Origin of the sequence: Guyparkeria sp. WRN-7 (genome assembly GCF_001641825.1) — a bacterium.
Taxonomy (GTDB): Bacteria; Pseudomonadota; Gammaproteobacteria; order Halothiobacillales; family Halothiobacillaceae; genus Guyparkeria.
In genome coordinates, this window is record NZ_LRFH01000014.1 from 486,436 (window position 1) to 510,402 (window position 23,967).

The following is a 23,967-nucleotide window of genomic DNA, read 5'->3' on the forward strand; positions in this document are numbered from 1 at the left end:
CTGCGATCATTTCGTGCGCGGTGTCTGGGCGGCCGGGCAGTCGACGGCGAACAGCGCCTCGTCCTCCAGGCGCAGTGCCGTGAGCTGGTGGCCCCAGAGGCAGCCCTGGTCGATACCCCAGGCATTGTGTCGGGGCATGGCCGGGCCGAGCGTGGACCAGTGACCGAAGACGATGCGCCGGTCGGTCATGGCGCGCCCGGGCAGGGCGAACCATGGTGTCAGCTCGGCGGCGGCATCCGCGGGCGGACGCTTTTCGTCGAAGTCGAGCCGGCCGTTGGCATGGCAGTAGCGCATGCGCGTGAACACGTTGATCGCGAACCGCTGGCGGTCGATCGGGGTCGGATTTCCGTCCGGGTGATCGCTCCCGTTGCCGAAGATGGCGCCGAAGAAGGCCTCCGGCTGGTTGCCACGCATGGCCGCTTCGGTCTCTCGTGCGGCCGCCTCTGCCTGCTCCAGCGTCCAGTGCGGATGGATGCCCGCATGCACCAGTGTCCAGTCGAGAGCCGGGTCATGATGCAGCAGCGGCTGGCGGCGCAGCCACTCGATCAGCTCGTCGCCGTCCTCGGCCTCGAGGATCGGTTCGAGCGTGTCGCGGCCACGGACGCTGCGCGTGCCGAATCGGCAGCCCAGCAGGTGGATGTCGTGGTTGCCCAGCACCGTGATGGCGCGATCGCCGAGGTCGCGGACGAAACGCAGTGCCTCGAGGGATTGCGGGCCACGGTTGACGAGATCGCCGACGAACCAGATGCGGTCGTCGGCCGGGTCGAATCGGACCTGCTCGAGCAGGGATTCGAGCGGGTCGAGGCAGCCTTGAAGGTCACCGATCGCGTATGTGGCCATGCGGGGTATGGGGTCCGTGACGTGTGTGGAAAACCGGGGATGCTAGCACCCAAAACCCGTTCGGGCGCAGTCAATTGCGTCACGGTGACACTCAGTGGATGTGGCGGAAGGCAGCCGGGGCGATCAGATCGAAACCGGGGATCGCCACGCGAAAGCTCTCGCCGCTGTCGCTGACGAAGCCGTAATCGCCGCGCATGCGGCCGGCCGGCGATTCGATCACCGCTCCGGACCGGTAGGCGTAGCGATCGCCGGGGAGGATGTGTGGTTGCTGTCCGACCACGCCTTCGCCACGGACTTCCTTGAGGCAGCCGTTGCCATGGTCGATTACCCAGTGGCGGTCGGTCAGCGTGACGGCGCGGTCGCTGTCGTTCTCGATCACGATCTCGTAGCCGAAGGCGAAACGGTGTGCCGCGATGTCGCTGTGTTCGGGCACGAACACGGCGCGCGGGCGAATCCGGATCTGCTCGGCGAGTCGGGAAGCCACGGGTGTCATGACGAACCGTAGGCCTCCTGGTCGACGAACCAGTGGGTCGGGCGCGTGCTGGCCAGGCGCTCGGCGGGCAGCTGGTCGTGTCCTTCCCGGATGCGTGCCAAGGCTGTCTGCTTGCTGCCCCCCGTCACCAGGAACACCGCCTCGCGGGCGGCCTCGAACACCGGGAAGGTCAGGGTCAGGCGATGGCCGTGCAGCTTGGGCACCGGGTTGACCACCGCCAGGCGCGTGCGCTCCGAAAGTGCCTCGGTATCCGGAAACAACGAGGCGAAATGGCCGTCACTGCCCAGTCCCAGCAGGGTCACGTCGAAGCGCGGGACGCGGCCGGCCGTCCATCTGCGCAGCGTGTCCTCGTAGGCCTCGGCATCGCGCTGCGGATCGCGTTGCTGGTCCGAGATCATCGGGAAGGTGCGGTGCGGGTGGATCCCGAGGGGTTCGAACAGGGACTGGCGCGCCATGCGGAAATTGCTGTTCGGGTGGTCGAGCGGCACGTTGCGTTCGTCGCCGAAGTAGAACTCGACCCGCTGCCACTCGAGCGCGCCGCGGTAGCGGTTGGCGAGCAGTTGATAGAGCCGGCGCGGCGTGCTGCCTCCGGCCAGGGCAATGCGGGCCACGCCTCGCATTCGGATCGCCTCGGACAAGCACTCGACCAGCCAGTCGGCGCAAGCGACGAACGTCGCCTCCGGGGTTTCGCTCGGATGGAATTCGGCGTTGGCGGACATGGCCGTCCCGTGAGTTGCGGATGTCAGTGGTTACGGCGGCCGCGTGGGGCGGCACGCAATCGCCCCGACACGGCCGGGGCGTCAGTCGGTCGAATCGATCAATCGGGCGAGCGTCAGGAACTCGGGTATGTCCAGGGCCTGGGCGCGCAGCGACGGGTCGATTCCCGACGCTTCAATTGTTGACGCTGACATCAGGGGTTTCAAGTTGTTGCGCAGGGTCTTGCGCCGCTGGGTGAAGGCGGCGGTGACCAGCTTCTCGAAGCGAGGCCAGTCCGCCGGGGGGATGGCCGGTTCACTACGCGGGGTGATCCGGATGATGCTTGAGTCCACCTTGGGGGGCGGATTGAAGGCCGAGGGCGGCACGTCGAACAGGTGCTCGACCTCGGCCTGGGCGGACACCAGCACGCTCAGCCGGCTGTAGGCGGAATCGCCGGGATCGGCGGCGAGGCGGTCGGCGACCTCTTTTTGCACCATGAACACCATCTCGTCGATCCGATCGGCCTGGGCGAGCAGCCGCGTGATCAGCGCGGTGGCGATGTTGTAGGGCAGGTTGCCGACGATGGTCAGCGGGGGTGTGAGTCCGGTGGACTCGGCCAGTGCCGCCAGGTCGAGCCGCAGGGCGTCCTGCGGGACGATCTCGACCCGCTGTCCGGCGCCTTCGGCGTCGGCCTTGACGCGCAGCCGGGTGATCACGTCGCGATCAAGCTCGATCGCCACCACCCGGTTGCCGCGGGCGGCCAGCGGCAGGGTCAGTGCGCCGAGGCCGGGGCCGATCTCGACCAGGTCGCCGGCCGGCGGGATGGCCGCCAGGATGCGTTCGATCACGCCCGGATCGACCAGGAAGTTCTGGCCGAAGCGCTTGCGGGCCCGGTGGCCGTCCTGGATGCCGCGTGCCATGCTCAGGCGGCCCTGTGCTGGGCTTGGCGCTCGGCCAGCTCGGCGCCGAGCTCGATGGCGGCGGCGAGCGAACCGTGCTCGGCGCGGCCCGAGCCTGCCAGATCCAGGGCGGTGCCATGGTCCACCGACGTGCGGATGATCGGCAGGCCGAGGGTCACGTTGACCGCCCGGCCGAAGCCGGCATATTTCAGCACCGGCAGGCCCTGGTCGTGGTACATCGCCAGCACGGCATCGGCGCCGTCGAGATGGCGGGGCGTGAACAGCGTGTCGGCCGGCAGCGGGCCGATCGCCTGGATGCCGCGCGCCCGCAACGCCTCAAGCGTCGGGCCGATCACCCGAATCTCCTCGTCGCCGAGGTGGCCGGACTCGCCGGCGTGCGGGTTGAGTCCGGCGACCAGCAGGCGAGGCTGCGACTTGCCCAGCCACTCGGCCATTGCCGCATGGAGCGTCTCGATCACGGTCGTCAGCACATCGCCGGTGATCGCGGCCGGCACCTGGGTCAGCGGCAGGTGGGTGGTAGCGAGCGCGACGCGCAGGCTGCCGGCCACCAGCATCATCACCGGTGTGCCGCCGACCCGTTCGGCGAGGTATTCGGTGTGGCCGGTGAACGGGATGCCGGCGTCGTTGATCACGCCCTTGTGCAGCGGGGCGGTGACCAGCCCGGCGTAGTCGCCGGCCCGGCAGCCGTCGGCGGCGTGGTCGAGCATGTCGAGCACGTGGCGGGCGTTGGCCGGATCGAGCCGGCCCGGTGTGACCGGTGCCCGGACGGGCAGGTGGCGGAAGCGAAAGCCCGGCTCGGCCGATGCGTCCGGGGCGGCATCCGGCCAGTCGAACGGCAGGTCGAGCGCGGCGGCCCGGGCGGCGAACACGTCGCGGTCACCGAGCACCACCAGCTCGGCCGGCGGACGGAAGGCCGGGTCGGCGGCGAGCGCGAGCAGCAGGTCCGGGCCGATACCGGCCGGTTCGCCGCTACTGACGACCAAGCGCACGCTGGCCACGGGCATCGCTGACGGTGCCGGTGAGGCGGTTCTCGATATAGGCCTCGGCGCGCAGGCGGCGGATGTACTTGGTCAGTTCCTCGTCCGCGCGGCGCTCGCCGATGGCGTTGCGGGCCTGGTCGCGCAGCGACTCGCCGGAGACCTGCTGGCGGCGCGTGTCGTTGACCCGCAGGAAGTGGAAGCCGAACTGGCTCTCGAAGACCGGGCTGAGTTCGCCGACGTCGACCGACTCGAGTATGCGGGCGAAGGCCGGGACCATCTCGTCGGGGTTCACCCAGCCAAGGTCGCCGCCGCGCCGGGCCGATCCCGGATCGTCGGAGAATTCGCGGGCGATCGAGCCGAACGACGTCTCGCCCGAGGCGATGCGCTCGCGCAGCTCCTGCGCCAGTTCGCGGGTGGCCGCCGGGTCGCGGTCACCCTGCGGACGAAGCAGGACGTGCTCGGCGCGGTACTGGGTGACGTCGGCACCACCGGTGGTGGTGCGCGTGTCGATCACCTTGACCAGGTGGAAGCCGTTGGGGCTGCGGATGATGTCGCTCACCTGGCCGGCCTCAAGCTCCTGGACCGCCGGCAGGAACAGCGACGGGATCCGGGCCGGTTCACGCCAGCCGAGATCGCCGCCTTCCTCGGCGTTCAGGGCATCGGAGCGTTCGGCCGAGACCCGAGCGAAATCGGCGCCGTCACGCAGCTCGTCGCGGATCGACTCGGCGCGCTCCCGGGCGGATTCGACGGCCTCGGGCGAGGCGTTCTCGGGCACCGAGACGAGGATCTGTGCCAGCCGGTATTCGGTCTGCTCGGCCGGCGCGCCGGTGCGCTGCTCGATGTAGTCGTCGATGTCGCGGTCGGAGACGTTGATCTGGCTGTAGACCTCGCGCTTCTGCAGCTCCTCGATGATCATCTGCTCGCGGATGTTGTCGCGGAAGGCCGCCCAGTCCTGCCCCTGACGGATCACCGCCTGGCGCAGTTGCGAGAGGTTCATGCCGTTGCGGGCGGCGATGCCGCCGAGAGCCTGGTTCAGGCGAGTGTCGTCGATCTGGATGCCGATCTTCTTCGCCCGTTCGAGCATGGCCGCCTCGGTGATCATCCGGTCGAGCACGCGCGCGGCGAGGCGCTGGCGTTCGGCCGGCCCCATCGACGCCAAGTCGACCTGGCCGCCGAGCTGGGCCACTTCGGCCTCGAGCTCGCGCTGCGTGATCACGCGCTCGTTGACGACGGCCACGATGCGGTCGAGCGGCTGGAAGCCTTCCATGCCCCGGGTCTGCCCGGCAGTCGGTTCGCTTTGCGCCACGGTCTGGGTCAGCGGGGCGCAGACCAGCAGCAGGGCGGCCAGCAGGGTCGTCGGTCGACGGGTTGTCAGGGCGTGCAGGAAAGGCATGGATCTACTCGCTGTTGCGACGGGTTCAATGGGCGAACGGGGCGATCATAACGTATCCGCGCCACCGAGCGGATCAGGGGCGAAAGCCGAGGATGTCGTTGCGGAACTGGTTGCCGCCGAAGCCGCCCAGGCCCTTGAGTTCGATCTGGAAGATCACCGCGTTGCTGTATTCGGCCTCATTCGGGTCGAAGCCGGCGTCCGGGCGCACGATGTAGCGCTTCAATGCCAGGCGCGCCGACCAGCAGCAGGACTCGTAGCCGACGCCGAGCAGGGACTGGACGATCTGCTCGTTGTCGAAGTCGTAACCGACGCGACCCAGGAGCGACCAGCGTTGCGTGACCGGCCAGGCGAACGACACGTCGCCCTGCTGGTAGTCGTTGTCCGTACCGATCTCGGCATCGCGGGTGAAGTAGGACAGGTTGAGGATGCGATTGTTCTCGCCCCGGTAGCCGATGCGGGTCTGCGAGCGAGCCAGCGTCTCGCGGTCGGTGTCGTATTCGGCGGTGAACGAGCCGTTCCAGTGACGGGTGACGTCGCTGTAGACCTCGGCGAGCACGGCCGAGCCGCCCGCCTCCTCGGCGGTATACGGGCGGTTGGGCAGCGTGGTCTCGGAGGCCTCGAAACGGTAGCGCTGGGCGACACGCAGCGACAGCGGCATGATGCCCTGGTAGGTGTCGAGCAGCGACCAGGAGAGGCCGTAGGTCAGGGCATTCTCGTCGGCCACCCGATCGCCGCCGGAGAAGCGGTTGGGGCGGAACAGCTCGCTGTAACTGAGGGTGCGCAGGCCGGTGTCGAATACCGGGATGTCGTCCTGGTCCCGGTACGGCACGTAGAGGTAGTAGAGCCGCGGTTCGAGCAGGGCGCGGTAACGACCGGTCTCGCCGTAGCCGCGCTCGAGGAACAGGCGGCCGTCGATGCTGGATAGCGGCACCACCCGCGTGGCGTCACTGTCGTAGCGGTCGGCGGTGGGGGCGCGCTGTTCGTCCAGCTGATAGCCGGTGGCGTCGAGCAAGACCTCGGGGCGCAGCTGATACCAGCTCTCGGAGAACGTCTGACCAAGATCGATGGCCGCATGGGCGCGGTCGCCCGCCACCCGCAGGTCGGACGGGTGGGTGAAGCGCGTCACGTCGGCGCGCACGCCCAGCGATGGTGCGAGACGTTCGCCCCACTCGCCGAGACCGAAGCGGTTGCTGGCCGTCAGTCGCGGCATGATGCGGTACGGGTACAGGCGTTCGCTCAGATCCGGGTTGATCGTCTGCCACTGGCGCGCCAGCAGGCCGAGATTCCAGCTGCCGGCACGGCCGTTCAGCTGCGCGTCGCTCTTGAGGTGGCTGGCGGTCGACTGGTCGAGGTTGGTCGAGAAGTCCTGCAGGAACTCGTCATCGGACACCCGGTTGATGTCGACGCGGTAGTCGAGGTCCGGGTTGATTCGTCCCTGGCTGTCCAGGCCCAGCGACCAGCGCGAACCGCCGTCGGCACGGTCGTCCGGCAGGTAGAAGAAATCGAGCTGGTCGCGGCCGAGGTCCGCCTCGCCGAATCGGTGCAGCCAACGGACCTGGCCGCCGAGGCCCAGGCCGCGCTTGGTCATGAGCGTCGGCGTGAGCGTGGCATCGAGATTGGGCGCGATGTTCCAGTAGTACGGCTGGGCGTATTCGAAGCCGCCTTCGGTACTGCTGCCCAGGGTTGGGTAGAGAAAGCCGCTCTGGCGACGATCGTCGATGGGGAAGTTGAGGTACGGCGCGTAGAACACCGGCACGCCGCCGGCGCGCAGCGTGGTGTGCCAGGCCTCGCCGCGGCCGGTCTCCCGATCGAGTGCGATCTCCTCGGCGCGGATTTCCCAGTCGCGTTTGCCGGCCGGGCAGGTGGAGAAGGTCGCTCGGTCGAGCCGATAGCGCTGACGGTCCTGCTGGACGATGGTGTCGGCCACGCCGGAGAGATGACGGCTTTCGATCCAGTAGCGCGCGCGTTCCAGTCGCCCGGCATCGCTGTCGAGATTCAGTTCGCCCCGTTCCGCCTGCACGGCCAGGTCGGCGGTTTGCAGCCAGATATCGCCCTCGGCGGTCACCACGGCATCCTGCTGCTGGTAGAGCAGTTCCTCGCCACGTACCCGGCGTCCCGGTTCGTCGATTACCGCATCACCGGAGAGCGTCACCGTGCCGTCGCTGCCGTATTGGGCGCGATCAGCCGCGGCCTTTCCCGGGCTGCCGGTCGGCAGAGGCGTGTAGTCCGGGCGCTCGGGGCCGAAAACGGGGCAGAGTGCGTACTCGCCGCGGTCGGCGGCGAGGGCGTCACTCGGCTGGATCGCGCCGAGCGCCGGGATCAGTCCCAGCGCGGCGGCAACGGCCGTCGCCAGTGGCTTGCGTGTCGTCCTTGACCGCATCGGCTGCGACTCAGGACTCGGACGGGGCGATGGGATCGAGGATCTTGCGGAAGTCGGCCGCGATCTGGTCGATCTCCCGCTCGCCGTCGATTCGGGCCAGTCGCCCGTCACGCTCGTAGTATTCCACCAGCGGGGCCGTCTGTTCCTGGAAGACCTCCAGGCGACGACGCACGGTTTCCTCGTTGTCGTCGTTGCGCTGAACCAGTTCGTGCTCGCAGTTGTCGCACTGGTGGTCCTTGCCCGGCGGATTGGTGTAGCGGTTGAAGACCGCGCCGCATTCCTTGCAGGTCATGCGGCCGGTCAGGCGCTTCATCAGCTTGTCCAGCGGCACGTCCAGGAGGATGCCCAGTTCCAGCGGACGCTCCAGCTCCTCGAGCATGGTGTCGAGCGCTTCGGCCTGCGCGATGTTGCGCGGGAAGCCATCGAGGATGAAGCCGCGCTCGGTGTCCGGCTGGGCCAGACGCTCGCGGATCATGCCCAGCACGATGTCGTCGCTGACCAGCTGGCCCTCGTCCATCGCCGCCTTGGCCTTGAGTCCCAGTTCGGTGCCGGCCGCGACTGCCGCGCGCAGCAGGTCGCCGGTGGAAATCTGGGGAACCTGGTAGTGCTCGACCAGTTGTGCCGCCTGCGTGCCCTTGCCCGAGCCGGGGGCGCCCAAAAGTACGATTCGCATGGTGTTACTTGATCTTGATAGCCGTGGGTTTTTGCCGACCGAATGCATGACCGGGGCTCCGGTCGACCGGCGAAAAACGGTATCATATCGAAAACGCCGCGGCTTGCCTCGCGCTTGCCGCAATATCACGGTTTTTATCCGCTCAAATCGACACGCAATCAATCGAGGCTGATTTCATGGACCTGTCCAAAATCCCCGCCGGCAAGAACCCGCCGGAAGACGTCAACGTCGTCATCGAGATCCCGGTGCAGGGCGTGCCGGTCAAGTACGAGCTCGACAAGGATTCGGGCGCGCTGCTGGTCGATCGCTTCATGGCGACCTCGATGTACTACCCGACCAACTACGGCTTCATCCCGCAGACGCTGTCCGACGACGGCGATCCGGTCGATGTCATGCTGGTCGCGCCGCTGCCGCTGCAGCCGGGCTCGGTCATCCGTGCCCGTCCGGTGGGCATGCTCGAGATGACCGACGAATCGGGCGTCGACGCGAAGATCATCGCCGTGCCGCACGACAAGCTCACCCCGCACTACCACGACGTCCAGAAGGTCGAGGACCTGCCGGGGTTCCTGCTCGAGCAGATCCAGCACTTCTTCGAGCAGTACAAGGCGCTCGAGCCGGGCAAGTGGGTCGAGTGCAAGGGCTTTGCCGACAAGGCCGCCGCCTGCAAGGAGATCGAGGACTCGATCGCCCGCCACGAGCAGGAATAAGGCCGGTGACGGTCGGTGTCCTCCCGGCCGTACCAGACGGCGCGGCCGGTTGGCCCGCTCCCCCGGGAGTGGGTCGCCGGCCGTTATTGCGTTGACCCCATGACCACGGCGACCCTGCGCGCATGCTAGATCGGCTTCACGACCACGGCCGGGCCCGGCGCCTGTTCCGACGGCGAATCCTGTTCGCCGCCTTGGTGTCGTTGCTGGTCGTGCTCACGTTGCTGGGGCGGGCGGCCTGGCTCCAGATCGCCCAGCACGAGTACTACCAGGCCAAGGCGGAGAAGAACCGCACCCGGGTGGTCGTGCTGCCGCCGGAGCGCGGCCGGATCTTCGACGCGAACGGCGAGGTGGTGGCCGACAACGTTGCCACCTACCAGGTCCAGATCACTCCCGAGCACAGCCGCGATGTCGCCGCCGAGCTCGACCTGCTCGCCCGCGTGCTTGACCTGGATCAGCGCGCGATCGAGGCGCTCGAGGAGCGCATCCGCGTGGGTCGGCGATTCGACCCGGTCCTGGTCAAGGCCGATCTGGACGAGGTGGAGCGCGCCCGCGTCGCTCGTCTGAAGCCCTGGCTGCGCGGCACCGAGATCGTCTCGAGTCTCAAGCGGGTCTATCCGTACCGGGAGCTGATGGCCCACGTGGTCGGCTACGTCGGGCGGATCAATGCCGAGGACGTCAAGCGGCTCGACCCGGACGCCTATCAGGGCACGCAATACGTCGGCAAGACTGGCATCGAGCGCCAGTACGAGGATCGTCTGCACGGCGAACCCGGTTACCGGGTGGTCGAGGTCGACGCGTTGGGGCGCGAGGTCAAGGTGCTGGAGACGGTCCGCCCGGTGCCGGGCAAGGACATCGCTCTTACCATCGATGTCGGGCTTCAGGGCGTGGCCGCCGCCGCGCTGGGCGAATATTCCGGCGCCGTGGTCGCCGAGGACCCCCGCGACGGGGCGGTCCGGGCCCTGGTGTCCCGGCCGTCGTTCGATCCCAATCTGTTCGTCGACGGCATCAGTCACAAGGACTACCAGCGTCTGCTCACCGATCCCGACCGGCCGCTCTACAACCGCGCCGTCACCGCGACCTACCCGCCGGGGTCGACGATCAAGCCGGTGATGGGGCTGGCGGGCATGCAGTACGACCTGCTCGATCCCGACAAGCCGTTCTTCGCCGGTCCGTACTACCAGATCCCCGGCAACGAGCACCGCTATCGCGACTGGCGCAAGTGGGGCCACGGCTGGGTCGACTTCAAGGAATCGGTCTACCGCTCGGTCGACGTCTATTACTACGACCTCGCCTACCGCATGGGCATCGACCGGATGCACGAGTTTCTGACCGATTTCGGTCTGGGGCGGAAGACCGGTATCGATCTGCCCAACGAGGCATCCGGCCTGGTGCCGTCGCGGGACTGGAAGCAGCGGGTCAAGCAGCAGGTCTGGTTTCCCGGCGAGACCGTCATTGCCGGCATCGGTCAGGGCTACATGCTCTCGACCATCCTGCAGCTGGCCGACATGACCTCGACCCTGGCGCTTTCCGGTGTGCGTCACGCCCCCTGGCTGGTCGCGTCGTTCGACCAGCCGCGTGAGCCGCGTGACCGCCTGGATCTGGAAAAGGACGACTACTGGGATCGGGCCCGCGAGGCGATGCGGGCCGTGGTGGGGCACAAGCGCGGCACCGCGCACAAGATCGAGGCGCCGTACCCGATCGCGGGCAAGACGGGCACCGCGCAGGTGTTCTCTGTCGCCCAGGACGAGGAATACGATGCCGAGGAGCTGGAGCGTCGTCTGCACGACCACGCCCTGTTCGTCGGTTTCGCGCCGTTCGATGATCCGAAGCTTGCCGTGGCCGTGATCGCCGAGCACGGCGGTAGCGGCTCGGGGACGGCTGCGCCGATTGCGCGCAAGGTGATGGACTTCTGGTTCGATGTGACACCGGATGCCGACGTGCAGCCGGAATTTTCCGAGTACGGGGACTGACGATGGCTACCGATCGCCTGCAATCCACGCCACTGAGTCAGCGCCTGGGCGGCACCCTGCAGTCGGTGTTCAAGCTCGATCCGATCCTGCTGTTCTTCGTCGCCCTGATCGCGGTGATCGGCGTGGTGGCAGGCTATTCCGCCGCCGAGCAGAGCGATGCCTGGGTGGAGCGCAGCGTGGTGCGCCTCGCGCTCGGCTTCGGTCTGATGCTGGTGGTCGCGCAGATCCCGCAGCGCTGGTTCTTCGCCGTGGCTCCGTGGCTGTTCGCCATGGTGGTGCTGATGCTGGTGGCCGTCTGGCTGGTGGGCGACATGGGCGGCGGGGCGCGTCGCTGGCTGGACCTGGGGGTGATCCGTTTCCAGCCGTCCGAGCTGATGAAGATCGCCATGCCGATGACCATCGCCTGGTTCCTTGCCCGTCGGCCGCTGCCGCCCGGTCCGCTGGACGTCACCGTGGCGATGCTGGCGGTGATGATCCCGACGGTCCTGATCGCCGGCCAGCCGGATCTGGGCTCCTCGCTCTTGATCATGGCCTCGGGGTTGTTCGTGCTGTTCTTCGCCGGCCTGTCGTGGTGGTACATCGGCGGGTTTCTCGCCTTGGCTGCCGCAGCGATGCCGGTGATGTGGTTCTTCGTCATGCACGCCTACCAGAAGGAACGGGTGATGACGCTGCTCGACCCCACCAGCGATCCGCTGGGGGCGGGCTACCACACCATCCAGTCGATGATCGCGATCGGATCGGGCGGTATCTGGGGCAAGGGCTGGCTGCAGGGTACGCAATCGCACCTCGATTTCCTGCCCGAGGGCACCACCGATTTTATCCTCGCGGTCTATGCCGAGGAATTCGGGCTGATGGGGCTGGTCCTACTGTTCGTGCTGTACCTCGCCGTCGTCTGGCGCGGGCTCTGGATCGCCGAGCACGCCGAGTCGGTCGAGGGGCGCCTGCTGGCGGCCTCGATTGCAATGACCTTCATGGTCTACGTGCTGGTTAATGCCGGCATGGTGCTGGGGCTGCTGCCGGTGGTCGGTGCCCCCCTGCCGTTGCTCAGTTACGGCGGTACGGCGCTGGTGACCATCATGGTGGGTTTGGGTATGCTGATGAGCATCCGCACGCAACGCAGTTTTCTGGGGCACGATCGTTGATGAATGACGCATGGGAACGCGGTCTGGGCCGTCTTCGCTCCGGGGTGAAAATCCTGGGTTTTTCCGGCCTGTGTCTTGCCGCAACGATGGTCTCGTTGCCTGCTGCTGCCGGCTACCTCGAACGCGACCAGGTGCAGGCGTTCGTCGATCGCGCCGTCGAGGAGACGGGGGTCGAACGCGACCAGATCGAGCAGTGGCTCGGCTCGGCGGCCTACCAGCAGAAGATCATCGACGCGATTACCCGCCCGGCGGAATCCAAGACCTGGGGCGAGTACCGCCCGATCTTCCTCACCGACAAGCGTATCGAGGGCGGCGCGGCCTTCATGCAGGAGAACGCCGAGCTGCTCGACGAGGTGGCGTCGACCTACGGTGTCTCGCCCTACGTGATCACGGCGATCATCGGCGTGGAGACCTACTACGGCCGCATCACCGGCGGCTACCGCGTGATCGACGCCCTCGCGACGCTCGGCTTCGACTACCCGCGGCGCGGCGAATTCTTCCGTGGCCAGCTGATCGAGTTCATCCGGCTGGCGGGCGAGGAGGATCTCGACATGGACCGCGCCGAGGGCAGCTATGCCGGGGCGATGGGCATGCCGCAGTTCATCCCATCGAGCTACCGCCACTACGCCGTGGACGGCGACGGCGACGGCGATCGCGACCTGTGGGACAGCCACCACGATGTCTTCGCCAGTGTCGCCAACTACTTCGTCGAGCACGGCTGGGGGCAGGGCGAGCCGGTGATGTTCGAGGTCGACATCAATGGCGCCGATGTCGATGATCTGCTCAACCGCGCCCGAGATCTCGCGCCGAAGACGACGCTTGCCGAATTGCGAGCGCGTGGTGTGGCGGTGCCGGCGGACGCGCCGGTGCCGGATGATTTCGACGTCATGCTGTTCACCCTCACCGATGGTGACGACGTGCGCTATCACGTCGGGCTGAACAACTTCTACGTGATCACCCGGTACAATCACAGCGTCCTTTACGCCACCGCCGTATGGCAGCTGGCCCAGGCGATCGAACAGAAAGTCGAACAACGTCGCGAGAGCGAGGCGGGCTGACGTGAGCGGTGGTCTCTGGCGCTGGCCTGTTGCCCTGGCGATGCTGGTCGGGCTGGGGGCGGGTCTGGCCGGTTGTGCCAGTGGCCCGTCACCGGACCGCGTCGCGACGGCCGATGCCGAGCCGCGTGCCGAACCGCCTTCACGGCGGGGGAATCCGTCCAGCTATACGGTGCATGGCAAGCGCTACCACGTGATGGCGAACAACGCCGGTTTCCGCGAACGTGGCGTCGCCTCCTGGTACGGCAACAAGTTCCACGGTCGGCCCACCTCCTCCGGCGAGCCGTACGACATGTACAAGATGACCGCGGCCCACAAGACGCTGCGGCTGCCGGCCTATGTCCGGGTCACGAACCTCGACAACGGCAAGAGCGTGATCGTGCGGGTCAACGACCGAGGCCCCTTCGTCGACGACCGGATCATCGACCTGTCCTATGCCGCGGCCCACAAGATCGACATGACCGGCCGGGGCACCGTGCCGGTGGAGATCGAGGTCGTCGGCCCGGGCCAGCAGGCCGACAGGAGCGACTCCCGGGGGAACTGGCAGGCGGCCAGATTGCCCAAGGCTGGCTGGGACGAGGACGTGCTCGTCCAGGTGGGAGCGTTCCGCGACCGGGACAACGCCGAGGCGATCGGGGCGCGGCTGCGCCGCGCGGGGCTGTCGCCGATCAGCCATTCGGACGGCAGACTCACCCGCGTGCGGGTGGGGCCGTTCGCCTCGGCCGCAGCGTTGGACGCGGCCCTCGAGCGGCTGCGCGAACTCGGATTTCATGATGCAAGAATGGTGGTGAAGAAATGATCAAGGCCCTGTCCACGACATGGCGCGGCGGATGGCTGTCCGGCCTTTTGGCGGCAACCCTGCTGTCGCTGACGGCGACGGCGACCCACGCGGCCCTGCCCACGCCCGGCGCGCCGGATCTCTCGGCACGCTCCTACGTGCTGCTGGACTATGCCACCGAACAGGTCATCGTGGAGCGGGATGCGGATCGGCCGGTCCCGCCGGCGAGCATCACCAAGCTGATGACTGCCTACCTGACTTTCCAGGCGATCAAGAGCGGCGACATCAGTCTTGACGACACGGTGACCGTCAGCGAGAAGGCCTGGCGCATGGGCGGTTCGCGCATGTTCATCGAGGTGGGCAAGCAGGTCACCGTCGACGAGTTGCTGCAGGGCATGATCGTCCAGTCGGGCAATGACGCGGCTACCGCGCTGGCCGAGTACATCGGCGGCAACGAGTCCTCGTTCGTCGCGCAGATGAATGCCACCGCCGAGCGTCTCGGCATGGACGAGACCCATTTCGAGAACCCCACCGGCTGGCCGGCCGACGGCCACGTGATGTCCGCGCGCGACATCGCGACGCTGCTCTCGCAGCTGATCCACGAGTTCCCCGACCTGTACAAGGTCTTCCGCCAGAAGTCCTATACCTACGCCGGCATCAAGCAGTACAACCGCGAAAAACTGCTGTTCCGCAACGAGTGGGTCGACGGCGGCAAGACCGGCCATACCGAGGCGGCCGGCTACTGTCTGGCGACCTCGGGCGCTCGCGACGGCATGCGCCTGGTGGCCGTGGTGCTGGGTACCGAAAGCGACGAGGCTCGCAACAACCAGGCCGAGGCGCTGCTGAATTACGGTTTCCGCTTCTTCGAGACGGTCGAGGTGCGCAACGGTGGCGAAACGCTGGCCACGCCGCGGGTCTACAAGGGCGAGAGCGACCAGACACCGGTCGGCCTGCGCCAGGATCTGTCGGTGCTGGTGCCCAAGAGCCGTCGTGACGAGCTGGCCGTCAGCCTGCAGCTCGACCCGGCCCTCGAGGCGCCGGTGAACAAGGGCGATGCGCTCGGCCAGCTGGTGGTCCGTCTGGGTGACGAGACCATCGCCCAGCGGCCGGTGGTTGCGCTGGCGGACAACCCCGAGGGCGGCATCGTCAAGCAGGTCACCGACAGCTTCTGGCTGTGGTGGGAGGAATGACCTCGACGCCGCGCGCCGTCTACCTGAACGGCGAGTGGTGTACCACCGAGACGGCCTGTGTCTCGGTGTTCGATCGCGGCTATCTGTTCGGTGACGGGGTCTACGAGGTGATTCCCGCCTTCGCCGGGCGGCTGTTCGGCCTCGACGAGCACATGGCGCGCCTGTCGCGCAGTCTTGCGGCCATCGGCATCGCCGAGCCGCTGAGCCGCGACGAGTGGCAGGCGATCTTCGAGCGGCTGCTGGAGAGTGTCGATGCCCCCGATGCCGCGATCTATCTGCAGGTGACCCGTGGCGCGCCGGCCAAGCGTGACCATGCCTGGCCCGATGCAAGCGTGCGACCGGGCGTGATGGCGACGGTTTCGCCGGTGGGTGGCATCGATGGCGGGGCGCGGGTGATCACCGTCGCCGACCAGCGCTGGGGGCGTTGCGACATCAAGAGCATCAACCTGCTGCCCAACACCATGGCGCGCCAGCAGGCGATCGAACAGGGCTGTGACGAGGCGGTGCTGGTGCGTGACGGGCTGGTGATGGAAGGCGCGGCGACCAACCTGTTCGCGGTCGTCGGTGGGCGGTTGCTCACCGCGCCCAACGGGCCGCGTATCCTCCCGGGCATCACGCGTGGCCTGCTATTGGACCTCGTGCGGCGCGAGGGGTTGGTGGACGTGGAGGAGTCGTTCATCAGCATCGGCGCGCTGCGCGAGGCCGACGAGGTGTTCCTCACCAGTTCGACCAAGGACCTCTGGCCGGTGATCGAGCTCGACGGTGAGCCGGTCGGCACTGGCGAGCACGCCGGGCGGGTCGGCCCGGTGACTCGGCTGCTCGACCGGCACTTCCAGGCACTCAAGACACAACGGAGCGACCCATGAGCGACGATCCGCATTTCCGCGGCAACGGCAAGGCCTGCGATCCGTTCGCCAAGCCGAGCGTGGCCGAGGACGAGTCCGCCCTCGAGCGCGAGACCCTGATCGATTTTCCCACCGAATTCCCCATCAAGATCATGGGGCCGGCCACCGATGCCTTCATCCATGACATCAAGCAGGCGGTTGCCGGCGTGCTGGGTGATCTGCCGGAGTCGGCCTGGTCGCGTCGCGACAGCGGCAAGGGGAATTTTGTCAGCCTGCAGGTGACGTTCACCGCCACCTCGCGCAAGCAGATCGACGACGTCTACCGTGCCGTCACGGCCCACCCGGACGTCAAGATGTGCCTCTGATCCGGCCTGCCGGATCAAGGAGAAGCCAGAGGCGAAAGGGAAGCGCTCAGAAACTGGCCGTTTCTTGTTCTGACCTCTGATACCTGATCGCTCATGTCTCCTGACCCAGATTTCCATTGGCTCGGCGAAGGGCGCGACTACCGCGCCACCTGGGCGGCGATGCGCCGTTTCAACGCCCGCCGTGACAAGGACACGCCCGATGCCTTCTGGGGGCTGACTCACCCGCCGGTGTTCACCCAGGGGCTGGCGGGCAAGCCGGAGCACCTCCTGGCCCGTGGCCATATTCCGGTGGTGCCGACCGATCGCGGCGGCCAGGTGACCTATCACGGCCCCGGCCAGCTGATGCTCTACACCCTGGTCGATCTGCGCCGGGCCGGGCTGGGGCCACGCGACTGGGTCGATCGTCTCGAGCAGGCGGTGATCGACTGGCTGGGCGAGCGGGGCGTGGCCGCGGCACGGCGCGAGGGAGCCCCGGGGGTCTACGTCGATGACGCCAAGATCGCGGCGCTCGGCCTGAAAATCCGTCAGGGCCGCTGTTATCATGGCCTGTCGTTCAACATCGACATGGATCTCGGGCCGTTCGCGCGCATCAACCCCTGCGGTTACCAGGGGCTGGCCGTGACCGACGTCCGACGTGCCGTCCCCGGCCTCGAGATCGACCTCCCCGGCATCGCCCGTGACCTGGTCGATCGCTTGGGTAGGCGCCTGGCCTGAGTCGGGCGCCTGGCCGCCAGAGTCCGAACCCATGGGAAAGCACACCGCATGAGTCAGTCCCCCGACAACGCCTTCGCCAAGACCGATGGTCCTACCCGGGCGATGCGATCCTCCGACAAGGTTTCGCGCATCCCGGTCAAGATCGAGCCCAGCGAGCCGATGCGCAAGCCCAGCTGGATCCGCGCCCGGCCGCAGGGCGGTGCCGAGGTCCAGCGTCTCAAGCGCGTGGTGCGGGAGCAGGGCCTGAACACCGTCTGCGAGGAAGCCAACTGCCCCAACCTGGGCGAGTGCTTCAACAACGGCACGGCCACCTTCATGATCCTCGGCGACATCTGCACGCGCCGCTGCCCGTTCTGCGACGTCGCCCACGGCAAGCCGCGCCCGGTCGATCCCGAGGAGCCGGCGCGCCTGGCCGAGACGGTCCGCGCCATGGGGCTGAAGTACGTGGTGATCACCTCGGTCGATCGCGACGACCTGCGCGACGGCGGGGCCCAGCACTTCGCCGACGTGATCCGTGCCCTGCGCGAGTCCAACCCCGGCCTGATCGTCGAGATCCTCACCCCCGACTTCCGCGGCCGGGTGGAAAAGGCGATCGACATCCTCAGTGCCGAGCCGCCGGACGTGTTCAATCACAACCTCGAGACCGTGCCGGAGCTCTACCGGGCAGCCCGGCCGGGGGCGAGCTATCAGGGCTCGCTCGATCTGCTGGCCGAGATGAAGCGCCGCTGTCCCGAGGTGCCGACCAAGTCCGGCCTGATGCTGGGGCTGGGCGAGACCGACGAGCAGCTGATGAACGAGCTGCGCGACATGCGCGAGCATGGCGTCGACATGCTCACCCTGGGCCAGTACCTGCAGCCCTCGGTGCACCACCTGCCGGTCAAGCGCTTCGTCTCCCCCGAGCACTTCGCCGAGCTGGGTCGGCAGGCCGAGGAGCTGGGCTTCACCCACGTGGCCGCCGGGCCGATGGTCCGCTCCTCCTACCACGCCGATCAGGGCGGCTTCGATGTGCTGAAGAAGGCCGGGAGCTAGCAGCTCGCCAGAGCTTGGATGCCGCCAGCTCCTGGCTCTTTCCTGATTTCTTCCCGTCGCTGTTAGGCACTTCTCTGTTGTACTGGCGAGTGTCTCGAATGCCCCCGCAATGCGCGTTCCCGGCCGGTGTTGCACCCGGATGTTGCAAAAATGTCACAGTCGGGTAGTCATTTTGAAGGAAATTGCCGAGCCGGGGGTTGTCGGCCCGACTTCCTTGGCTAGGATGACCCCATCCCTGAAGGAGGAGTCCTCTGCAGGGAAATTTAGAAATCTCACAACCACATTGGAGATGGAATGATGAAAAAGAACATCATCGCAATGGCAGTAGCTGCCGCTGTTGCCGCTCCGGCAGCAGCCATGGCCGACACCACCCTGTACGGCAAGATCCACGCATCCATGGACTTCTGGGGTGGCGACAACGTCGATAACTCCGACTACAGCCTGGCGTCCAACTCTTCCCGCATCGGTATCAAGGGCAAGGAAGAGATCTCCGACAACCTGTCCCTGATCTACCAGTGGGAAAACGGCCTCGACTGGGGCGGCAAGGCAGGCTCCGGTCTCGGCGGCGAGACCCGTAACACCTTCGTCGGCTTCACCGGCGACTGGGGTACCGCGATCGCTGGTCGTCACGACACCCCGTTCAAGGGCATCAGCCGTAAGTACGACATGTTCAAGGACGCTGTCGGCGACTCCCGCGCCATCCTGCGTCGCACCGGCGGTGCTACCGGCTTCGACGAGCGTCTGGACAACGTTGTTGCCTACGCCACTCCGGACCTGGGCGGCTTCCACGCCATGGGTGCGTACGTCACCAACTGGAGCGGCGACGCTGCTTCCGGTGCCAACCGCATCAACAACGAGTACGACGCGTACAGCATCACTGCTGGCTACGAAGTCGGTGGCTTCATGATCGACGCTGGCTACGAAGTTCACAACGCTGACTTCGCTGCTCCGGCTTCCGACGAAGAGTCCGCATACCGTGTAGCCGGCGGCTACAAGATCGGCGGCTTCAAGATCGTTGGTCTGTACCAGTCGATCACCGACGCAGGCTTCGTAGACGGTGCCGACGTTGACGCTTGGGGCGCTGGCGCTTCCTACAGCTTCGGCAAGAGCACCGTTAAGGCCCAGTACTACACTGCTGACGACGTCGACGGTGTCGACGATTCCGACGCTGACCTGTGGGCTGTCGGCTACGACTACAAGATGAGCAAGCAGACCAAGGTCTACGCTGCTTACGGCTCCATGGAGTCTGGTGCCAACGCTGGTTACGAGCTGACTGCCGGCACTGGCCACGGCGAGCGTGCTGACTTCGACGGCAACGACAGCAACGCCTTCTCCGTAGGTCTGATCCACAAGTTCTAATCGATCCTGAATCGATTTGGACGACAAAAGGCGCCTTCGGGCGCCTTTTTTTGTTGTGACCGAGAGCGTCCGCCGGGGCGCTTTTTTCGTTTCTGGCGCCATGAGGGAGGGAATCGGCGTCTGTGGCATCACATGGCGTACCCTGTTGCGCGTTTGCAACGCAGCCCCCGTCCTGTCGTGGCGGCGTAATCATCCTGTCACTCCCTAACCACAGCATGCGACGCGTCTGACGGGCCGACCCCGTCTGGACCTTTGTCAATTTCAAGTGATTTCGGGAGTTCCACTGATGAAAAAGAACATCATCGCAATGGCAGTCGCTACCGCTGTCGCGGCGCCGGCAGCGGCCATGGCCGACACCACCCTCTACGGCAAGATCCACGTCTCCTACGACTTCTTCGGTGGTGACACCGCAGAGAATGCGGACTACAGCCTTGCTTCCAACTCGTCGCGCATCGGCATCAAGGGCAAGGAAGCGATCTCCGACGACCTGTCGCTGATCTACAAGTGGGAAAACGAGCTGGACTGGGGTGGCGAGAAAGGCGCCGGCCTGAAGTCGAGCGACACGCGCAACACCTACGTCGGCTTCAACGGCGGCTGGGGCACCATGTATGTCGGCGCCCACGACACGCCGTTCAAGGGTGTGCGCGGCAAGTACGACCTGTTCGGTGACACGGTCGGTGACGCGCGCTCCATTCTGCGTGGCCGTGCGGTCGAGACCACCGGTAACAACTGGGACCAGCGTTACAACAACACGCTCGCCTACGTGACGCCGGACATGGGCGGATTCCAGGCGAAGGTGTCCTACATCTCCGACACCAACAGTGGCTCCACCCCGAACAACGAGACGGACGCCATCAGCGCAAGCGCTGCCTACGAGATCGGCGGTTTCGGCATCATCGCGGGCTACGAGCAGCACAACCGTGACTACACCGGTACCACCGAGGAAGATTCGCAGAACGCCTACCGCGTCGCTGCTCAGTTCGAGACCGGCGGCTTCAAGGTCATGGGTCTGTACCAGGGCGTCGAGAACGTCAACTACCTGACCGAGTCCCAGGCCCGTGCGGCTGGCACCCTGGGTGGTGACATGAGCATGTACGGCGCTGGCGCGGCGTACTCCTTCGGCAAGAGCACCGTCAAGGCGCACTACTTCACCGCAAGTGAAGTCGACAGCGCCGACAACACCGGTGCGGACCTGTGGGCGATCGGTTACGACTACAAGCTGAGCAAGCAGACCAAGATCTACGCGGCCTACGCGAACATGTCGAACGAGAGCGCCATTGCCGAGTACGCGGTCGGCTACAAGACCGGTCATGGTCAGACGGTTGCCAACGACGGCAGCCTTGGCAACGACAACAGCGCCTTCTCGCTGGGTCTCGTGCACAAGTTCTAATCGATCCCGCGATCGATCATCCTGACAAGGCGCCTTCGGGCGCCTTTTTTCATTGCCGACTCCGGCTCACGGAGATGGCAACGGAAAACCGCGTGCTGTCAGACGACTCGGGCGGTTCTCAAAAAGAAGGGGCTTCTCAGGGAGATGCCGGTGGCGCTGACCGACTGGGCTTGTCGGCTACCGGCCGGTCCGGCCGCTTTTGGCCGGTGTGCGTGTTCAGTCGGACGGCGGGCAATCCGCCAGGGCCGCGGCGAGCCTCGGGTAGCGAGGCTGCCAGTCCAGTGCCCGCTGGATTGCTGAGGCATCAACACGGCGTGAATCGCTCAGGAACTCCCGTGCCATGGGGCTGGCCTGGGCCAGAACGGTCTCGAGTGACTGCTCCGGAGGCTGGGGCAGGCCGAAATGGGCGGCGACCTGTCGGTAGATCACGTTGACCGGGGTGGGGTGGTTGTCGGAGACGTTGAAGGTGCCGGTCACCGGATTGCCATGCTCGATGCGGTCGACCAGCCGGGCGAGGATGTCGGCCAGGTCCTCGGCATGAACCCGGTTCGACCAAGGCGCTTCCGGGCCCGCGGGCACCGGCGCGCCGCGGCGAATCTTCTCGACCGGTAGCCGATCGCAGGCATAGATTCCCGTCACCCGAAGGACGGTCAGCGGGATGCGGTTTGCCCGGGCATAGGCCTCGAAGCGCCGCTCGGCATCCAGTCGCCGCCGTCCGCGATCGTGGGAAGGCTGGGGTGGCACGGATTCGTCCACCCATCCGCCCTGCCGGTTGCCATACACCCCGGTGGTGCTGACATACACCACGGCGGCCGGGGTGGTGGGTGCCTCGGCAATCCAGCGGGCCACACGTTTGTCCTCGCGCCCTTCGCGTGCCGGTGGGGCGAGATACACCCAGATTGCGCCGATGGGTATCCCGAAGTCGCGTGGCGAATCGGTGTCGAGATCCAGTGCCACCGCGTGCCATGAGCCGTGATGCCCTGACGGACAGGCGGGGGTGTGCCGGGCGATGGCGGTCATGTCGTGTCGATCGAGTCGCGCGGCGAGCCGGCGGGCAATGTCGCCGTAGCCCACGATCACGATGGGCAGGGTGCTGCGGGGATTGGGGACGGTGGTCATTCCGGGCTCTCTGCTGACGGGGTTGCGCCTGGCGTTCGCGGTGGCCGGGCCAAGCGTAGGGAATCCAGCGCGGTTTTGCACGGCACGCCATGATGGTTCGCACGAAAAAGGCCCGCCGATGGCGGGCCTTGTCTTTCGTGGCGTCGGGCCGCGGGATCAGAGCCGGAAGCCGGCGATCCGGGACTGCAGCTCCTCGGCCAGGCGCGCCAGCTCCGCCGAGGCGGTCTTGGTCTGCGTGGCGCCCTGGGCCGACTCCTCGCTGATCTGCGAGATGGTCTGCACGTTGCGGTTGATCTCCTCGGCCACCGCGCTCTGCTGCTCGGCAGCGCTGGCGATCTGGAAGTTGAGATCGTTGATGCCGCTCACGCCGTGGGCGATCTCGCCCAGCGCCGCCTCGGTCTCCGACATCGCCTGGGTGCTGTGATCGACCTGGTCGTGGGCGCGCTGCATGGCGGCGACAGCCGCGGTGGAGCGCGACTGCAGGCGGTCGATCATGCCGTGGATCTCCTCGGTGGAGCCCTGGGTGCGCGAGGCCAGTGCGCGGACTTCCTCGGCCACCACCGCGAAGCCGCGGCCATGTTCGCCGGCGCGGGCGGCCTCGATGGCCGCATTGAGTGCCAGCAGGTTGGTCTGGTCGGCAATGGCACCGATCACGTCGAGAACCTTGCCGATCTCCTCGGATTCGGCCTTGAGCGAGTCGATGGTATCGGAGGACTGGCGGATCTCGTCGGAGAGAATGCCGACCGCGTTCACGGCGTTGCCGAGAATGGTCTGGCCGTGCTTGGCGGAATCGTTCGACGACTGCGCGCTCTGCGAGGCATCCGAGGCGTTGCGGGCGACCTCTTCGACCGTTGAGGTCATTTCGTTCATGGCCGCGGCGACCTGCTCGATCTCCTGCATCTGGCGGGCCACGCCGCGATCGGTCTGCTCGGACACCGCCGAGGTTTCCTCGGCGGCCGAGGCGAGCTGCTGCGAGGCGTCGCCGATGTGGCGCAGCGTGTTGCGCAGCGAGTCGCGCGCGGTGTTCATGTGGTCGATGATCTCGGCGATTTCGTCGCGGCTGTCCACCGTGACGGTGTCGCTCAGATTGCCCTCGGCCAGGTTGGTGGCGAAGCGGTCGGCGGCGCGCAGGCCACTGGTCACGCTGCGGATGATCCAGCCGGCGATGATCACGATGATCAGCACGTTGATGACGGTCACGATGGACGAGATCCAGACGTCCTTCTCGACCCGCTCGGCCGTTGCGGCGAGCTCGTTCTCCATGTTGGTGCGCAGGATGCCCTCGTAGTGTTCGGCGGCCTGCTGGAAATTGGGCAGCACCTCCGAGAGGGTCAGGATCAGCAGGGCCTGCGCGCCGACGTAGTTGCCCTGCTCGAGCTTTTCGAGCAGCGGATTGAACGCCACCTTGGTCAGCTCCTCCTGGGTGGCGAACAGGGCGGCCTGCGCCTGGTTGGACCTGTCGCGCCGATGGGTGATCTCGGCGATCTTGGCGTTCACTTCCTCCAGTTTGGCAAGGCCGTCCTGGATCACGTCGAGATGCACGTCGATCTCGTGGTTGTGCATCGCCGCGGTGCGACCGGAGGGGTCGTGCTGGAGCGCGAGCAGCGACTGGGTCGTGATCGCGTTGGTCAGCTTGACCGACTCCTCGACATTCATGATCGGTTTGATCCGCAGCTCGTAGTTCTTCTCGGCCAGGTCCTGGCCCTTGAGCTCGGCGTAGATGCCGAAGGCGCTGGTCCCGACCGTGGCGAGGCCCGCGAGGATCATGAGGAGGAAGAGTTTCGCCTTGATCGTCATGGTGGTCCTGATGCTCCTGCAATCGTTTATCCGGCCGTTGCGCCGTGGGTTGGCGGTGCTGCGGGCCGATTATTGTGGTTTCCATTCTATCGGTCGAGCGCCGGGAGACTTTAGCGCGGCGATGCCGACGGT

At 66.7% G+C, this 23,967-nt stretch carries 22 protein-coding genes; 12 read left to right on the forward strand and 10 right to left on the reverse strand.

What is annotated here, in order from left to right:
- Window positions 1–6: 6 nt before the first annotated feature.
- From AWR35_RS06850 to AWR35_RS06885, 8 genes are all read right to left on the reverse strand, one after another.
- Window positions 7–840 carry a symmetrical bis(5'-nucleosyl)-tetraphosphatase gene (locus AWR35_RS06850; protein WP_058575184.1) on the reverse strand — a complete coding sequence of 278 codons (834 nt, stop codon included), beginning with the start codon at window positions 838–840 and terminating at the stop codon, window positions 7–9.
- 91 nt (window positions 841–931) lie between these two features.
- Window positions 932–1,333, reverse strand: a complete 402-nt coding sequence (gene apaG / locus AWR35_RS06855) for a Co2+/Mg2+ efflux protein ApaG (RefSeq protein ID WP_058575185.1) — start codon at window positions 1,331–1,333, stop codon at window positions 932–934.
- Entirely contained in the window at window positions 1,330–2,052 is a 723-nt protein-coding gene (pgl, locus tag AWR35_RS06860; protein ID WP_058575186.1) for a 6-phosphogluconolactonase, read from the reverse strand. The genes apaG and pgl overlap by 4 nt, the downstream gene beginning before the upstream one ends.
- Window positions 2,053–2,133: 81 nt before the next feature.
- The gene (rsmA, locus tag AWR35_RS06865) at window positions 2,134–2,949 is read right to left on the reverse strand and encodes a 16S rRNA (adenine(1518)-N(6)/adenine(1519)-N(6))-dimethyltransferase RsmA (protein ID WP_058575187.1); all 816 of its coding nucleotides are present in this window, start codon (window positions 2,947–2,949) and stop codon (window positions 2,134–2,136) included.
- A 2-nt stretch (window positions 2,950–2,951) separates the two neighbouring features.
- A complete protein-coding gene (gene pdxA, locus AWR35_RS06870; RefSeq protein ID WP_082663963.1) occupies window positions 2,952–3,953 on the reverse strand; it encodes a 4-hydroxythreonine-4-phosphate dehydrogenase PdxA in 1,002 nt (333 codons plus the stop codon).
- Window positions 3,919–5,322, reverse strand: a complete 1,404-nt coding sequence (locus AWR35_RS06875) for a peptidylprolyl isomerase (protein ID WP_058575188.1) — start codon at window positions 5,320–5,322, stop codon at window positions 3,919–3,921. Before AWR35_RS06875 ends, pdxA begins: the two co-directional genes overlap by 35 nt.
- A 73-nt stretch (window positions 5,323–5,395) precedes the next feature.
- Window positions 5,396–7,702 carry an LPS-assembly protein LptD gene (locus tag AWR35_RS06880; protein WP_058575189.1) on the reverse strand — a complete coding sequence of 769 codons (2,307 nt, stop codon included), beginning with the start codon at window positions 7,700–7,702 and terminating at the stop codon, window positions 5,396–5,398.
- Between the two features lie 10 nt (window positions 7,703–7,712).
- A complete protein-coding gene (locus AWR35_RS06885; RefSeq protein ID WP_058575190.1) occupies window positions 7,713–8,375 on the reverse strand; it encodes an adenylate kinase in 663 nt (220 codons plus the stop codon).
- A 176-nt stretch (window positions 8,376–8,551) separates the two neighbouring features.
- Here AWR35_RS06885 and ppa point away from each other — a divergent pair, with 176 nt between their 5' ends.
- From ppa to AWR35_RS06945, 12 genes are all read left to right on the forward strand, one after another.
- Window positions 8,552–9,082 (forward strand): inorganic diphosphatase, encoded by a 531-nt coding sequence (gene ppa, locus AWR35_RS06890; protein WP_058575191.1) that lies wholly within the window; start codon window positions 8,552–8,554, stop codon window positions 9,080–9,082.
- Between the two features lie 122 nt (window positions 9,083–9,204).
- Window positions 9,205–11,052: a penicillin-binding protein 2 gene (mrdA, locus tag AWR35_RS06895; RefSeq protein WP_058575192.1), complete on the forward strand. Its 1,848-nt coding sequence runs from the start codon at window positions 9,205–9,207 to the stop codon at window positions 11,050–11,052.
- Window positions 11,053–11,054: 2 nt separating this feature from the next.
- Window positions 11,055–12,194 carry a rod shape-determining protein RodA gene (rodA, locus tag AWR35_RS06900; RefSeq protein WP_082663964.1) on the forward strand — a complete coding sequence of 380 codons (1,140 nt, stop codon included), beginning with the start codon at window positions 11,055–11,057 and terminating at the stop codon, window positions 12,192–12,194.
- Window positions 12,194–13,252 (forward strand): lytic murein transglycosylase B, encoded by a 1,059-nt coding sequence (gene mltB / locus AWR35_RS06905; RefSeq protein WP_058575193.1) that lies wholly within the window; start codon window positions 12,194–12,196, stop codon window positions 13,250–13,252. The genes rodA and mltB overlap by 1 nt, the downstream gene beginning before the upstream one ends.
- 1 nt (window position 13,253) lies before the next feature.
- Window positions 13,254–14,048, forward strand: coding sequence for a septal ring lytic transglycosylase RlpA family protein (locus tag AWR35_RS06910; protein ID WP_058575194.1), 795 nt, complete (start codon window positions 13,254–13,256; stop codon window positions 14,046–14,048).
- Window positions 14,045–15,217, forward strand: coding sequence for a D-alanyl-D-alanine carboxypeptidase family protein (locus tag AWR35_RS06915; RefSeq protein ID WP_082663965.1), 1,173 nt, complete (start codon window positions 14,045–14,047; stop codon window positions 15,215–15,217). Before AWR35_RS06910 ends, AWR35_RS06915 begins: the two co-directional genes overlap by 4 nt.
- Entirely contained in the window at window positions 15,214–16,083 is an 870-nt protein-coding gene (locus tag AWR35_RS06920; RefSeq protein WP_058575195.1) for a D-amino acid aminotransferase, read from the forward strand. The genes AWR35_RS06915 and AWR35_RS06920 overlap by 4 nt, the downstream gene beginning before the upstream one ends.
- On the forward strand, window positions 16,080–16,427 hold the full coding sequence (locus AWR35_RS06925; RefSeq protein ID WP_058575196.1) for a DUF493 domain-containing protein: 348 nt from the start codon (window positions 16,080–16,082) through the stop codon (window positions 16,425–16,427). The genes AWR35_RS06920 and AWR35_RS06925 overlap by 4 nt, the downstream gene beginning before the upstream one ends.
- A gap of 93 nt (window positions 16,428–16,520) precedes the next feature.
- Window positions 16,521–17,141: a lipoyl(octanoyl) transferase LipB gene (gene lipB, locus AWR35_RS06930; RefSeq protein WP_082663966.1), complete on the forward strand. Its 621-nt coding sequence runs from the start codon at window positions 16,521–16,523 to the stop codon at window positions 17,139–17,141.
- Between the two features lie 48 nt (window positions 17,142–17,189).
- Window positions 17,190–18,170 carry a lipoyl synthase gene (gene lipA / locus AWR35_RS06935; RefSeq protein ID WP_231723567.1) on the forward strand — a complete coding sequence of 327 codons (981 nt, stop codon included), beginning with the start codon at window positions 17,190–17,192 and terminating at the stop codon, window positions 18,168–18,170.
- 297 nt (window positions 18,171–18,467) lie between these two features.
- The gene (locus AWR35_RS06940) at window positions 18,468–19,529 is read left to right on the forward strand and encodes a porin (RefSeq protein WP_197408153.1); all 1,062 of its coding nucleotides are present in this window, start codon (window positions 18,468–18,470) and stop codon (window positions 19,527–19,529) included.
- 286 nt (window positions 19,530–19,815) lie between these two features.
- Entirely contained in the window at window positions 19,816–20,919 is a 1,104-nt protein-coding gene (locus tag AWR35_RS06945; protein ID WP_058575199.1) for a porin, read from the forward strand.
- 216 nt (window positions 20,920–21,135) lie between these two features.
- On the opposite strand, the gene AWR35_RS06950 is transcribed toward AWR35_RS06945, so the two are convergent.
- On the reverse strand, window positions 21,136–22,038 hold the full coding sequence (locus tag AWR35_RS06950) for an NAD-dependent epimerase/dehydratase family protein (RefSeq protein ID WP_058575200.1): 903 nt from the start codon (window positions 22,036–22,038) through the stop codon (window positions 21,136–21,138).
- Between the two features lie 156 nt (window positions 22,039–22,194).
- On the reverse strand, window positions 22,195–23,835 hold the full coding sequence (locus AWR35_RS06955; RefSeq protein WP_058575201.1) for a methyl-accepting chemotaxis protein: 1,641 nt from the start codon (window positions 23,833–23,835) through the stop codon (window positions 22,195–22,197).
- Window positions 23,836–23,967: the final 132 nt, after the last annotated feature.